Source organism: Paenarthrobacter nicotinovorans, assembly GCF_021919345.1.
Taxonomy (GTDB): domain Bacteria; phylum Actinomycetota; class Actinomycetes; order Actinomycetales; family Micrococcaceae; genus Arthrobacter; species Arthrobacter nicotinovorans.
Genome location: NZ_CP089293.1, coordinates 3,213,672 through 3,227,785, shown reverse-complemented (window position 1 = coordinate 3,227,785; position 14,114 = coordinate 3,213,672). Strand labels below are relative to the sequence as shown.

Annotated in this window: 13 protein-coding genes; 8 read left to right on the top strand and 5 right to left on the bottom strand. The window is 63.7% G+C overall.

Annotated features, from left to right (window positions below; genetic code table 11):
• Positions 1–84: 84 nt before the first annotated feature.
• Both JMY29_RS15010 and JMY29_RS15005 read right to left on the bottom strand, forming a co-directional pair.
• Positions 85–882, bottom strand: coding sequence for an ABC transporter substrate-binding protein (locus JMY29_RS15010; RefSeq protein WP_018776840.1), 798 nt, complete (start codon positions 880–882; stop codon positions 85–87).
• A gap of 158 nt (positions 883–1,040) precedes the next feature.
• Positions 1,041–2,390 (bottom strand): isochorismate synthase, encoded by a 1,350-nt coding sequence (locus JMY29_RS15005; protein ID WP_026267032.1) that lies wholly within the window; start codon positions 2,388–2,390, stop codon positions 1,041–1,043.
• A 91-nt stretch (positions 2,391–2,481) separates the two neighbouring features.
• Between JMY29_RS15005 and JMY29_RS15000 the strand changes: the two genes are divergently transcribed.
• From JMY29_RS15000 to JMY29_RS14990, 3 genes are read left to right on the top strand one after another with little or no spacing between them, the layout of a single operon-like run.
• A complete protein-coding gene (locus tag JMY29_RS15000) occupies positions 2,482–3,243 on the top strand; it encodes a demethylmenaquinone methyltransferase (protein ID WP_026267031.1) in 762 nt (253 codons plus the stop codon).
• A 29-nt stretch (positions 3,244–3,272) separates the two neighbouring features.
• Entirely contained in the window at positions 3,273–4,616 is a 1,344-nt protein-coding gene (locus JMY29_RS14995) for a geranylgeranyl reductase family protein (protein WP_189075311.1), read from the top strand.
• Positions 4,617–4,625: 9 nt separating this feature from the next.
• Positions 4,626–5,729, top strand: a complete 1,104-nt coding sequence (locus JMY29_RS14990) for a polyprenyl synthetase family protein (protein ID WP_018776836.1) — start codon at positions 4,626–4,628, stop codon at positions 5,727–5,729.
• A 124-nt stretch (positions 5,730–5,853) separates the two neighbouring features.
• On the opposite strand, the gene JMY29_RS14985 is transcribed toward JMY29_RS14990, so the two are convergent.
• From JMY29_RS14985 to JMY29_RS14975, 3 genes are all read right to left on the bottom strand, one after another.
• Positions 5,854–6,627: a DUF559 domain-containing protein gene (locus tag JMY29_RS14985; protein WP_307730306.1), complete on the bottom strand. Its 774-nt coding sequence runs from the start codon at positions 6,625–6,627 to the stop codon at positions 5,854–5,856.
• A 486-nt stretch (positions 6,628–7,113) separates the two neighbouring features.
• A complete protein-coding gene (locus JMY29_RS14980; RefSeq protein WP_018776834.1) occupies positions 7,114–7,539 on the bottom strand; it encodes a hypothetical protein in 426 nt (141 codons plus the stop codon).
• Positions 7,540–7,552: 13 nt separating this feature from the next.
• Positions 7,553–8,224, bottom strand: a complete 672-nt coding sequence (locus JMY29_RS14975; protein WP_189075310.1) for a trimeric intracellular cation channel family protein — start codon at positions 8,222–8,224, stop codon at positions 7,553–7,555.
• On the opposite strand from JMY29_RS14975, the gene JMY29_RS14970 reads away from it, so the two are divergent.
• From JMY29_RS14970 to JMY29_RS14950, 5 genes are all read left to right on the top strand, one after another.
• Positions 8,225–8,998 (top strand): sirohydrochlorin chelatase, encoded by a 774-nt coding sequence (locus JMY29_RS14970; RefSeq protein WP_018776832.1) that lies wholly within the window; start codon positions 8,225–8,227, stop codon positions 8,996–8,998. It abuts the gene before it with no gap.
• Between the two features lie 153 nt (positions 8,999–9,151).
• The gene (locus JMY29_RS14965; RefSeq protein WP_189075309.1) at positions 9,152–10,894 is read left to right on the top strand and encodes a nitrite/sulfite reductase; all 1,743 of its coding nucleotides are present in this window, start codon (positions 9,152–9,154) and stop codon (positions 10,892–10,894) included.
• On the top strand, positions 10,891–11,625 hold the full coding sequence (locus JMY29_RS14960) for a phosphoadenylyl-sulfate reductase (RefSeq protein WP_052247260.1): 735 nt from the start codon (positions 10,891–10,893) through the stop codon (positions 11,623–11,625). The genes JMY29_RS14965 and JMY29_RS14960 overlap by 4 nt, the downstream gene beginning before the upstream one ends.
• Positions 11,622–12,629, top strand: coding sequence for a sulfate adenylyltransferase subunit CysD (cysD, locus tag JMY29_RS14955; protein ID WP_189075308.1), 1,008 nt, complete (start codon positions 11,622–11,624; stop codon positions 12,627–12,629). Before JMY29_RS14960 ends, cysD begins: the two co-directional genes overlap by 4 nt.
• Positions 12,630–14,048, top strand: coding sequence for a sulfate adenylyltransferase subunit 1 (locus tag JMY29_RS14950; protein ID WP_064721527.1), 1,419 nt, complete (start codon positions 12,630–12,632; stop codon positions 14,046–14,048).
• Positions 14,049–14,114: the final 66 nt, after the last annotated feature.

The following is a 14,114-nucleotide window of genomic DNA, read 5'->3' as shown; positions in this document are numbered from 1 at the left end:
CATTCATGTTGCGCAGCCGGGCCCCGAAACAACGTATCGTTTCGGGGCCCGCCTGCGTGGATCTCGGGAGAGCCGGGGCTCGGACTACTTGGTGGCTTCGCCAAACCAGGTGGTCTGGAACTTCTTCAGGGAGCCGTCATCAGTGATGCGCTTCAGGGTGCCGTTCACGGCGTCAGCCATGGCGGTGTTGCCCTTCTTGATGGCGATGCCCAGCTTCTCGCCCGTCGCGTAGTCCTCGACGCGCTTGAGGTTGGAATCGTCCTTGATGGCGTAGCCCAGCACGGACTGGTTGCCGATGGCTGCGTCGATGGTGCCGGCCTTGAGGGCCTGGACCAGGAGGCCGGAGTCCTCGAACTGCTGCGCGTCGATGCCCTTGTCCTTGGCGTACTGGGCGCCGGTGGTTGCCTGCTGGACACCCACCTTCTTGCCCTTGGCGCCGTCAATGTTGTTAATGCCCGAGGACGAGGTGGCCACCAGGGTCAGGTCGTCATCGAGGTAGGGGTTGGAGAAGTCCATGACGTTCTTGCGGACGTCAGTGATGGAGATCGAGGAGATGGAGACGTCGCACCCAGTCAGTGCAGTGCCGGTCTCGATGGCTTCGAAGGAGCTGTCCACCACGTTGAGTTCTGCCTTGATGTCCTTTGCGATCTCGGCAGCGATGTCCATGTCGAAGCCGACAATCTTGCCGTCCTTCTGGAATTCGAAGGGCTCGTAGGGCACATCCGAGCAGACAGTCAGCTTGCCGGCATTGATGAGTTTCAAGCCCGAGCCATCCGAGGCTGCGGGAGTGGAGGAACCACCGCAGGCGGTGAGGGCCAGTGCGCCGGCTGCGAGCACGGCGGCAATCTTGGTGCCGGACAGAACCGAACGGGAGATCTGCATGTTGTTTACCTTTTGTTGCGGTGGATGCTGAACTGAGTCGGTTTTAGTGTAGCGCCGAACATGAGATGTGCATCACAGGAAACGAAGTTTCACTATTAGATAACTAGTTTACGCACTTATCAACCACCGGAACCGAGGTCCTGTCTGGAATCCCAGATTCAGCGCTTGATTCCCAATGCCTCAAGCATCGGCCGGAACTTTGCCCACGTCTCGGCCAGTTCAGCCTCCGGTTGCGAACCCTCCACGATGCCGCACCCGGCATAAAGCCGCACGGTGTTGGCGTCCTCGATCACGGCTCCGCGCAACGCAATTCCCCACTCGCCGTTGCCGGCAGCGTCCAGCCATCCGACCGGTCCGGCATAGGGGCCGCGGTCCAGATGTTCGAGTTTCCGGATCAACGCACCGGCCACCAGGGTGGGGGTTCCGCACACCGCAGCGGTTGGGTGCAACGCGTTGATCAAGGCCAGGCACGTCGGCACGTGACCTTCGATATCGGCCAGTTCCGCCTTCACATCCGACGCCAGGTGCCACACGTTGGGCAGCTCAAGGATGAAAGGCTCGCTATGGGAGTTCATCGCCTCGGAGAACGGTGCCAACTGTCGGGTCAGCGAATCAATGGCGATCTCGTGTTCGTGGCGCTGCTTTTCCGAACCGGCCAGGACCCGCTCCGCATATTCCATGGGGGAGCCGTCCATGCCGTCCGCATCCCGGCGATCCAGCGTCCCGGCCAGGACCCGCGCTTGCGCAGTGCGGCCCTCCACCTGGATGAGCATCTCGGGGGTCGCGCCCACCAGGCCATCAACACCGTACGTCCAGCATTCGCGGTACCTTGCGGCAAGTTGGCGAAGTACCTCCGCAGCGTTGACGCCCGCGGGAAGGGTGGCAACGACGTCGCGCGCCAAAACCAGCTTCTCCAGCTTGCCGGCGCGGATCTCCTCGACGCCGTCGGCAACCGCCTTCATCCAGTTCGCCTCGCTGAGGGAACCATGGCTAAGGTAACCAGCCGAACCGTTGGCGGCAACAGCCTCAGGTGGGAGTTCGACGTCGGACCCTCCTGTCGCTGAGCCGTCGCCGTTGGGTTCGGTCAGCCAGCGTTCCACGGCGGCGAGCACGCCGGCCTCGGTGAGGGGGCCGTCGTCGAACGTCAATTGAGTGGCCCAGCCGCGGCCGTCGCGGATACCGACCACCAATTCCGGGAGGATCAGGCGGGACACGTGCGGGGATGTTTTGGAGAAGGCAAACGAGCCGAAAGCCACGGGACCCGTGCCCGGGAGCTCAACGTGGTCCGTGATCTCTGCCTCAAGAATCAGGTGCCGCCACCAGATATCAGCCTCAAGGAAGCGCTCCGGGCCGGTGGCGTTGAAACGGGTCAGCTCGCCGTAGCCCACCAGGCCGGCCTCGCGCCGGGACCAGCAAAGGACGTCGTCCCGCACCAGAAACGACGGCAGCCCCCCTGGGGATGATTCAACATCGAGGGGGACTGTCAAGGTGCGGAGCGTGCTCGTCATGATGGAACAACAGTACTCCCGCGCGCAACCAGAACCTGAGCCGACTTCTACAGCGAAGCAAAGTCTGCTGAATGTCTGAGACAATTACTGGGTGAACCGAGCATCCTTGGAAAAGCGTCCGGACGAAGTTGCGACGATGTTTGATGATGTCGCCCCAAAATACGACGTCGTCAATGACGTCCTGTCCATGGGACAGACCCGGCGCTGGCGCCGGATCGTGGTGGACGCCATGGATGTGAAAGCGGGCCAGAAGGTCCTTGACCTCGCCGCCGGAACGGGCACTTCCAGCGAACCCTACGCCGACGCCGGCGTGGACGTGGTGGCCTGCGACTTCTCCCTGGGCATGCTCAAAGTGGGCAAGCGCCGCCGCCCGGACATCGACTTCATCGCCGGTGACGCCACCAACCTGCCCTTCGCGGACAACAGCTTTGACGCGTCCACCATTTCCTTCGGCCTGCGCAATGTCGTAGAACCCCGCAAGGCCCTGGAGGAAATGCTGCGCGTCACCAAGCCCGGCGGCCGCCTGGTCATTGCCGAGTTCTCGCACCCCGTGGTTCCACTGTGGCGCAACCTCTACACCGAATACCTGATGCGCGCCCTGCCGGCCATCGCCACCAAGGTGTCGTCAAACCCGGATGCCTACGTGTACCTCGCTGAGTCCATCCGCGCCTGGCCGGACCAGGACCACCTGGCCCAGTGGCTCGCCGATGCCGGCTGGACCGACATCACCTACCGCAACCTCAGCGGTGGCATTGTTGCCGTGCACCGTGCGCAGAAGCCCGCAGAGCACCGCGAGAGTGTTCCCGTTGCCAAGCTGCGACGCCAAATCAAGCCGCGCCACCAGGCCGGCTAGCTCCGTACTGCCTGCTGACTTAGGACGACGTGAAAGTACTGATTGTTGGCGCGGGCCCGGCCGGGTCCACAGCCGCGTATTACCTCGCCCAAGCGGGCATCGACGTCACGGTGCTGGAAAAGACGTCGTTCCCCCGCGAGAAGGTCTGCGGAGATGGCCTCACCCCGCGGGCTGTTCGCGAGATCCAGAAGCTCGGCCTGCCCCACGCTGTTGAGGAAGGGTGGCGCCGCAACAAGGGCCTTCGCCTCATTGCCGGTGGTCGCACCATCGAGTTGCCCTGGCCCGAAGTTGCGGATTTCCCCACCTACGGACTGATCCGCACCCGCCTTGGCTTCGACGAGGACCTTGCGCGCCACGCAGAGTCGGCCGGTGCGGTGGTGCTGGAACGCCACAGCGTCACGTCCGCACTGACCGCAGATGACGGACGTGTCATCGGAGTCCGCGCTTCAATCCTGGACGAGTCCGGACGCAAGACGGGCGAAACGCGCGACTTCCACGCCGACGTCGTTCTCGCCGCCGACGGAAACTCGACGCGAACCGCCGTGTCGCTGGGTATGCACAAGCGTGACGACCGCCCGCTGGGCGTCGCCGTGCGTACTTACTTCACGTCCCCCCGCCATGAAGACGACTGGATGGAAGGCTGGCTGGAACTCCCCGGCAAGTCCGGCAAGCCACTGCCCGGCTACGGTTGGGTGTTCGGCGTCGGCGACGGCACGTCCAACGTCGGCCTGGGCATCCTGAATTCGTCCAAGGAATTCGGCAAGCTCGACTACAAGCAGGTCCTGCGCGAATGGACCGCCGGTATGCCCTCGGAGTGGGGTTTCACCCCTGAAAACCAGGTGGGGGAAATCCGCGGCGCGGCGCTGCCGATGGGCTTCAACCGCACGCCGCACTACTCGCCCGGGCTGCTTCTACTGGGCGACGCCGGCGGCATGGTGTCCCCGTTCAACGGCGAAGGCATTTCCTACGCAATGGAGTCGGCCCGGTTTGCCGCTGAGTTCATCATCGACGCCTCCTCCCGTTCGGCTTCAGCCGGGTGGACCGTCGACGACGCCGACGCGCACCTTTCCCGGTACGCGGACTATGTGCGGGACCAGTGGGGATCGCACTTCACGCTGGGAAGGCTCTTTGCTTCCTTGATTGGCAAGCCCGCGGTGATGAAGCTCGCACTGCGCACCGGTATGCCGATTCCCGTGCTGATGCGTTTTGTAGTGCGCATGCTCGCGAACCTGACCGACCCGTCCGCGAAGGGCTTCGAAGACCGCGTGATCCGGGTCCTTGAGATGCTGGTTCCGGCAACGTCCAACAGTTCCTCTGCCCGCGCTGTGACGCCGGCAGGCTCCGACACCGCGGTTTCCGCAACAACTAGTTAGGGTTAACCCGTGACGAACTCTGCCGAACACAGCTGGACGCATGCCGGGCACGGCTTGCCGGACTCCACCGAGCCTTCCTTGAACACCACGGCAATTGCGACGGGCCTCCAGCTGCCCGCAGGTTTTGCTGCCATTGCAGGCGACGCCGAGCTTGGCCCTGCCATCACCAACAACCTTGCCCGGGTGGAGAAGAAGCTTCGCGAAGCCATCTCCAACTCGGATCCCCTGGCTGACGCGACGTCACGGCACTTGGTGGAAGCCGGTGGCAAGCGGATCCGTCCGCTGCTCACCCTGCTGTGCGCACACCTGGGCGATGCTTCCCGGCCCGAGGTTGTCCAGGCAGCCGTGGTTGTTGAGCTCACGCACCTCGCGACGCTCTACCACGACGACGTGATGGACTCCGCCCCGTTCCGCCGTGGAGCTCCCACCGCCCACGAGGTCTGGGGCAACTCAGTGGCCATCCTCACCGGTGACCTCATCTTCGCCCGCGCCTCCATCCTGGTCTCCGAGCTCGGCTCCCGTGCACTCGGCATCCAGGCGCGCACCTTCGAACGCCTCTGCCTTGGCCAGCTGCACGAAACCGTGGGGCCCCGCGAGGACGAAGATCCCGTAGAGCACTACTTGTCCGTCATCGCCGACAAGACCGGTTCACTCGTAGCGGCGTCCGGCCAGCTGGGTGCGATCTTCGCCGGCGCTGATGAGGCATTTGAAGACCTGTTGGTGGAGTACGGCGAAAAGGTGGGCGTCGCCTTCCAGCTGGCTGACGACGTCATCGATGTCACCGGGGTGAAGGTCAAGTCCGGAAAGTCCCCGGGCACCGACCTCCGCGAGGGCGTACCCACTCTGCCCGTCCTGTTGCTGCGACGCGATGCTGCCGCAGGGGATACCTCCGCTGCCGAACTCCTTGAACTGATCGACGGCGACCTCTCCTCCGATTCGGCACTGGCTGAGGCCGTGGCCGGCCTGCGCGAGCACCCCGTGACCAACGAGTCCTGGAAGATCGCCCGCCAGTGGTCCGCCGAGGCCGTTGCTGCCCTGGCTCCGCTGCCGGAGGGTGTGGTGAAGGATTCCCTGACCAACTTCGCCCACGCAGTGGTGGACCGCAGCAGCTAAGTCTTCCTGGGCGTGGCTTCCTGACCCGCTTTAGGCGCTTGACGGCGGCTTTGCACCCTTTTCGGGTTGCAAAGCGGCCGTTTTCGTTCCAAAGTAGCTCGGGTCGCCACGGCGGACGGTCGAATCACGACGCCGGCACCCACTTTGGCGTCCACCGCGACGGTCCGAAGTGCCCGGCTTCCCTGTTACCCAGCACGATGAGCACTTCAGCCACCATCTTCCCTGGATGGTGGACGACGTCGGAGTAGTAATAGCGAAGAGCCAGCAGCCCGCCACGCATGCTGGCGTTGTTCCGGTACTGGTCCTTCTTAACCTGCCTGCCTTCCAAGTGGGTACCTCCGTCCAGCTCGATCACCAGGCAATCGTTGATCAGGCAGTCGACTTCACCAACCCCGGGTAGCTGCACGTGCATCTTCACCCTGAGTCCTGCCCTGGTGAAGTGGACATGTGCCAGGACTTCCAGCAAAGAATCTGCCCTGGGAAGGACCAACCCCACAACAGCCCGCGCCCGGCCATTGCGGGAACCCGCCAGTTTGGACCTTAGGTAATCCGGGCTGAGCAGCGCCTGGCTCACAGCACTCTGGACCATGACCAGGGACTCCAGCTTCGGCCGGCAACGAAGGGCGTGAATGAGAACGTCAGCCACGCCTGCAACAGGTAGATAGGGATGCGGGGGATGGGTCACGCCGGCGTGGTCAACAACCTGCGGGTTGGGCAGGCTGTTGCCGCAGCTTAAGTGCCAAGTTTCTGGTTCGCGAAGTACCCAAAGGCCGTAGAACCTCGCTGCCGAGATACAGGTCAGGCGGCCATTCGCGCGAAAGGCGGCTACGACGTCGGGGTCTGCTCCTTTGGTGACGTAGACGCCTCGCTGCAATCGGGTGATCACCCCGTTGCTCAACGCCGATGCCAGTGTTCGTTCAGAGAACCCGGCCCGCTCAAGTCTGCGGTTCTGGCCGCGCCGAGTCTGGATCGGAGGAATTGGGTGAGGTCCATCAGGCTATGGTTGCGGCGTTGGAGACTTCCCAGAGCCTGCTTTTCGGCCTATGTGGATAACTACACCGGGCCGTAAAAATGCAACGGCGTCTTTGAATTTACGTTGACGCTAAGAGTTGCGCTTGTGACAGGATTGTCATAAGCTATTCACGGATCCACTAAATGCCTCCGGTGGGTCTGATGCGAACGGAGATTGTGGTCCCGGTTCGGTGCAGCGTATGACTCGTAACGTTGCAGCGAGCCGGGGCCATTCCGTTTAAGCCCGGAAACCCGTGGCTTTGTGACCTTCTTTCAACGCAAAACAGCCCCTATGCAATCAATCAAGGTTGCATAGGGGCTGCGCGTCGTTCAAACAAGGTCAGGAAGCCACGGGGGCGCCCTGAAAAAGGACCTAGTCCTCGTCGTCGTTGAAGGCCCACTCGAACATGTCGAAGACGAACTCGGAGAACGTGCCTTCCTCGCTCTTCCACTGGCCGCGGGCGTTGTTGCGGCGCCAGACGATGGGGTCCGGGATGCTGAGGTCCGCGGTGCGGAAGCCCCAGGTGAACTGTTCGTCCTCGTCCTCAAGGAACATGAGGAAGCCTTCGTCATCGACTTCCAGTTCCTCGGGGTCCCAGAAGTAGTGGTAGGCCTCCATGAGGTCCTCGCAACCGCCGATGGCAAGGTAGAACTCGCGAAGGACCAGTGGGATGGTGAAGGAGTGTTCAGCGAGGGCGTCGTCCAGTTCGTCGGGCGTGAGGCCGTCTTCTTCCTGCCATTCATCCTCGAGATACTTTGGGACCAGCGCGCGGAACTTCTCGAGGAACATGTCAGTCATGCTCTTATCCTAGCTAATCCCGGGGACCCGAAATTGCGCCCCCACCAGTACCGGCACGGTGCCATCCCCGGACAGCCAACGGCACGTACCAGCTGCGTCGCCAGGCCGTCACCCGGAACGCGAAAACAACACCGGCAATGACACAAGCAGTGAGCCCGCTGAAGAGCCCCAGATGCCACATCAACGTGGTCAAGCCAGCACCTACGAAGGCAGGCAGTGCATAGATGTCGCGGTTGTTGAACAGGGTGGGGATCTCGTTGGCGGTGATGTCGCGAAGCAAACCACCGCCAACGCCCGTGGCCACACCCAGCAAGATCGCAGCCACGGGGTTCATGCCGGCACTGATGGCTTTGAGCGTTCCGGTAATGCAGAACAAGGCGAGTCCGCCGGCGTCGAACAACGTCAAAAGCGAGGTGAATCGCTGGACGGAGGAGAACAGGTAGTAGACCAGCATGGCTGCGAGCAGCGGCGGCGCCAGATAGGCGGGATTCGTGAAGGCGATGGGAGGCCCGGCATTGATGACGATGTCGCGGATCACGCCGCCGCCCAAGGCAGCGATGGAGGCAAGCAGTATGGAGCCAACAAAGTCGAACTGCTTCCGGGCGGCCAACAGCGACCCGGAAACCGCGAAAAAGAACACGCCGATGAGGTCAAGCCAGAGAAGAACAATGTCAATGGAAATCAAGTGGACTGGTTCTTTCTTAACGTGCTTCACAACAGGTGCTGGCTCAACGTTACGCTAGCTCCCATGAACAGCCCCGTTTTGATCGCTTGCGCCCACGGAACCCGCAACGCTGAGGGCCAGGCGGCCATTCGCCGGGTGATGGCCGAGATCGAGGAACTCCGTCCCGGACTCCAGGTCCTGGAGGCCTACGTCGACGTCCAGGAACCCGAGTTGTCCGGCGTGGTGGAGGGCCTGCCCGAGGGGACTGCCGCCGTCGTCGTGCCGCTCCTGCTGTCCACCGGCTTCCACATCAAGGTCGACGTGCCCAAGGCGATCAAGAGCCGGCCCGAAGTCGTGGCCGCCAGGCCGCTGGGCCCGGATCCGCGGCTTGCCGAACTGCTGGCCACTCATCTGCGCGCCTCGGGACTGGAAGAGAACGACGGCGTCCTGCTGGCTGCCGCGGGCTCGTCGCTGCCGGACGGATCGGTGGACTCGGAGGAGCAGGCTCGCCTGCTGGGGGAGCTGCTGCCGAACAAGGTGCGGGTCGCCTATGGTGCCAGCGCCCAGCCCAACGTGCCCGACGGCGTCGCCTCCTTGCGTGCCGAACTCGCCAATGATCCGAGCGGCTCCCACGGCAGGGTCTTCATAGCCTCCTACCTGCTGGCCACCGGCTACTTCCATGACCAATTGGCGAAGGCCGGTGCCGACGTTGTTGCGGCTCCGCTGCTGCCGTCGAAGGTTCTGGCCGAGATTGCCCTGGAACGCTACGACGCGGTGTTGGAAAGCCTCTCCTAACCTTTGTTTGCAAGGAAAACCGCCCTTCGGGGACCTGCATATCAGGCTGTCCGGAACAAGGCCGCTGGCGTGTTCGTGACGAAATGTTTCCCTAGGTGACTCAACATTTCCGGACCTTTGCTGGCGAAATCTGGCCAGACCTACAGTCGATGTATGACAGATACAGCTGTAGCCGGTGCGTCCGCTGACGCCGCAGTCCCTTCGCGCCCAGCACGCACCCGCCCGGCGGCCAAGCCCCATGGCCAGTGGAAGGTTGACGGCACCGCGCCGCTCAACGCCAACGAGACCTGGAAGCAGGAAGACAACGGCCTGAACGTCCGCGAGCGGATTGAGTCTGTCTACTCCAAGGAAGGCTTCGATTCGATCGACGGAACCGACCTGCATGGCCGTTTCCGCTGGTGGGGCCTCTACACACAGCGCAAGCCCGGGATCGACGGCGGCAAGACCGCCACCCTGGAGCCGCACGAGCTCGAAGACAAGTACTTCATGCTGCGCGTCCGCATCGATGGCGGTGCGCTCACCACCGAGCAGTTGCGCGTTATCGGCCAGATCTCCGTGGACTTCGCCCGAGGCTCCGCCGACCTCACGGACCGCCAGAACATCCAGCTGCACTGGATCCGCGTGGAGGATGTGCCGGAAATCTGGCGCCGCCTGGAGGGCATCGGCCTGTCCACTACGGAAGCCTGCGGCGACGTCCCGCGTGTCATCCTCGGCTCCCCGGTTGCGGGTATCGCCAAGGACGAGATCATCGATCCCACGCCGCTCATCCACGAACTCGCGGAGCGCTTCATCGGCGACCCCGAGCTCGCCAACCTGCCGCGTAAATACAAGACCGCCATCACGGGCCACCCGTCCCAGGACGTCGTGCACGAGATCAACGACTTCGCCCTGGTGGGCGTCGTCCACCCTGAGCTTGGCGCCGGCTACGACCTCTGGGTTGGCGGCGGCCTGTCCACCAACCCCCGCCTGGCCGAACGCCTGGGTGTGTTCGTTTCCGCCGACGTCGCCGCTGAAGTGTGGCTGGGCGTCACCAGTATCTTCCGTGACTACGGCTACCGCCGGATGCGCACCAAGGCCCGCCTGAAGTTCCTCATGAACGACTGGGGCCCGGCCAAGTTCCGCCAGATCCTCGAAGACGAATACCTTGGCTTCAAGCTTCCGGACGGCCCTGCCGCGCCCAAGCCCAGCGCCCCGGGTGACCACATCGGCGTGCACGAGCAGAAGGACGGCAAGTTCTTCATCGGCGTGACCCCCACCGTGGGACGCACGTCCGGCGAGGCACTGGTGACGCTGGCCGACACCCTGGAAAAGCACGGTTCCTACCGCCTGCGCACAACTCCCCACCAGAAGCTCGTCATCCTGGACGTGGCCAAGGAGCAGGTGGAGCCGCTCATCGCTGAACTGGACACCTTGGGCCTGTCGGCCCGCCCGTCCGTGTTCCGTCGCGGCACCATTGCCTGCACGGGCATTGAGTTCTGCAAGCTGGCCATCGTCGAAACCAAGGTCACGGCAGCTACCGCTATCGCCGAGCTGGAACGCCGCTTGGCCGACCTCGTGGAGACCAAGCAGCTGCCCTCGGCACTGTCCCTCCACATCAACGGCTGCCCGAACTCCTGCGCACGTATCCAGACGGCCGACATCGGCCTGAAGGGCATGATGCTGCCAACGCCCGACGGCGACCCCACCCCGGGTTTCCAGGTCCACCTCGGTGGCGGGCTGGCGAACAACGAGCGCGAGGAAGCCGGTTTGGGACGCACCGTCCGCGGCCTCAAGGTCACGGTGGAAGACCTGCCCGATTACGTGGAGCGCGTGGTCCGCAAGTTCGTCGCCGTCGGCGCCGAGGGGCAGACCTTCGCCGAGTGGGCACACTCCGCAGATGAAGGAGACCTCCAATGACAGATCCACAAACGCTTCCGGCCGTGCGTACCCTGCGGTCTCCGGAAGAGCTCAAGGCACTGGCCGAAGCCGGTGCCGCGGAGCTTGGCTGGAACGCCACGGCCCAGGAGGCAATCGCCTGGGTGGCACGGAACTTCGAACTGCCGGCCATCACCGTGGCGTGCTCCATGGCCGACGCCGTCCTGCCGGCCATGGTCGCGGACCAGCTTCCCGGCGTCGACGTTTTGTTCCTCGAAACCGGCTACCACTTCAAGGAAACCTACGAGACCCGCGACGAAGTAGCTGCCAACCTGCGCGTCAACGTCGTGGACGTCCTGCCGGAGAACACCGTGGAACAGCAGGACCGCCTGCTGGGCAAGGATCTGTTCGCCCGGGACGCCGCACAGTGCTGCGCGCTGCGCAAGGTCCAGCCGCTGCGCCGCTCGCTGTCCGGCTATGAGGTGTGGTTCACCGGCGTCCGTCGCGATGAAGCCCCCACCCGCACCAACACACCGGTGGTCACCTGGGACGAAGGTTTCGGCCTGGTCAAGGTGAACCCGATGGTGGACTGGTCCTTCGATCAGTTGCTGGAGTACTCCGAGGACAACATCCTCCCCGTCAACCCCCTCCTGAGCCAGGGCTACCCGTCCATCGGCTGCCAGCCCTGCACCCGCAAAGTGGCCCCGGGCGAAGACCCCCGAGCCGGCCGCTGGGCAGGTTCCGACAAGACAGAATGCGGACTACACACATGAGCACTCAAACAACCAGCGAGGACCTCGAGTTGAACCAGTTGCAGAGCGAAGCTGAAGGGGCCGCCGCGGCGTGGCGGGCATCGCGAAGCGGGCACGGCGGCCCTTTAGCTGAGCGCCTGAGCTCACTGGACACCCTCGAGTCCGAAGCAATTCACATCATCCGTGAGGTAGTTGCCGAATTCGAGAAGCCTGCGCTGCTGTTCTCCGGCGGCAAGGACTCCGTGGTTATGCTGCACCTGGCCACCAAGGCATTCTGGCCCGGCAAGGTCCCTTTCCCGGTGCTGCACGTCGATACCGGCCACAACTTTCCGGAGGTCATCGACTTCCGCGACCGCACCGTTGAGCGCCTCGGTTTGAAGCTGGTTGTCGGTTCGGTGCAGGAGTTCATCGACCGCGGCGAACTGGCTGAGCGTGCCGATGGCACCCGCAACCCGCTGCAGACCGTCCCGCTGCTGGACGCGATCCAGCGCAACAAGTTCGACGCCGTTTTCGGTGGTGGCCGTCGCGACGAGGACAAGGCCCGCGCCAAGGAGCGCATCCTGAGCCTCCGTGACGAATTCGGCCAGTGGGATCCGCGCAACCAGCGTCCCGAACTCTGGAACCTGTACAACGGCCGCCACACGGTGGGCCAGCACGTCCGTGCGTTCCCCATCAGCAACTGGACCGAGCTGGACATCTGGCGCTACATCGAGCGCGAGAACATCGAGCTTCCCAGCCTGTACTACGCCCACGAGCGTGAAGTCTTCGCCCGCGACGGCATGTGGCGTGCAGTGGGCGAAGTTTCCCAGCCGCTGCCCCACGAGGACGTCATCACCAAACTGGTCCGCTACCGGACCGTGGGCGACATGTCCTGCACAGGTGCGGTCGAGTCCGAAGCACGCACCGTGGCCGACGTCGTAGTTGAAGTCGCTGCCTCCACCCTGACAGAACGTGGCGCCACCCGGGCAGATGACCGCATCTCCGAGGCCGCCATGGAAGACCGCAAGAAGGACGGCTACTTCTAAATGAGCACCGAAACATTGGCTGCCGGGCTGGAAACAGCCCTGCCCACAACCCTGTTCCGTTTCGCCACTGCCGGATCGGTCGACGACGGCAAGTCCACTCTGGTGGGACGCCTCCTTCACGATTCCAAGGCGATCCTTGCCGACACGCTCGACGCCGTCGCCCGCACCTCTGCCGACCGCGGCTTCGGTGGTGAGAAGGGCGGAATCGACCTCGCCCTCCTGACAGACGGCCTGCGCGCCGAGCGTGAGCAGGGCATCACCATCGATGTGGCCTACCGGTACTTCGCAACGGACCGCCGCAGCTTTATCCTTGCCGACTGCCCCGGCCACGTTCAGTACACCAAGAACACGGTGACCGGCGCGTCCACTGCGGATGCCGTCGTCGTACTCATTGACGCCCGCAAGGGTGTGCTGGAGCAGACCCGCCGGCACCTCTCCGTGCTGCAGTTGCTGCGCGTTGCCCACGTCATTGTGGCGGTCAACAAGATCGACCTGGTGGACTTCAGCGAGCAGGTGTTCCGCGACATCGAGGCTGATGTGCAGAAGGTCGGCCGTGAGCTTGGCCTTGGTCGTGACGATTCAAATGCGGGCGGGGTGACCGATCTTTTCGTGGTTCCGGTGTCCGCCCTGGATGGCGACAACGTAGTGGACCGCTCGGACCGTACCCCCTGGTACACCGGCCCTGCGCTGCTGGAGGTCCTCGAAACCCTTCCGGCCGCCGATGAGCTCGAAGCCGAACTGGAGAGCTTCCGCTTCCCGGTACAACTGGTCATCCGTCCGCAGGGGGCCTTGGCTCCTGATGCTGTGGCCGGCGGGCTCGACGTAGAGGCCTACCGCGATTACCGGGCCTACGCAGGCCAGATCACGGAAGGCTCCGTGAAGGTAGGCGACGAAGTGTCCGTCATCAGCCCCGGCCACGAACCGCGCGTCACCACGGTGGTCGGCATCGACTTCGCCGGCCAGTCGCTGGAGGAAGCTGCGGCACCGCAGTCCGTGGCCGTCCGTTTGGCTGACGAGATCGACATTGCCCGGGGTGACACCATCGCCGCTGCCGGGACTGTCCGCGAAAGCTCCGCCGACCTCTACGCATCGTTGGCCTGGCTGTCACCGAAGCCGCTGCGCGAAGGCCAGAAGGTCCTGGTGAAGCACGGTACGCGCACGGTCCAGGCCCTGGTTCGCAACGTCACCGGCAAGCTGGACCTGGCTACCTTCACCGTAGAGCCCACCAGCACCTTGGAACTCAACGACATCGGGCATGCCCAACTCCGGCTCGCCGCTGCTTTGCCGTTGGAAAATTACCTGCACCACCGCCGCACCGGCGCATTCCTGGTGATCGACCCAATCGACGGCAACACGCTGGCCGCCGGTCTGGTCAAGGACCACCCGGGCGACCACGAAGACGAACGTTACGTCATTTAGGGTCATACGTAGTCACAAACCGCAGCTTGTTCGCGACCCTCACGTTTTAAGGCGTGACCGACGAAC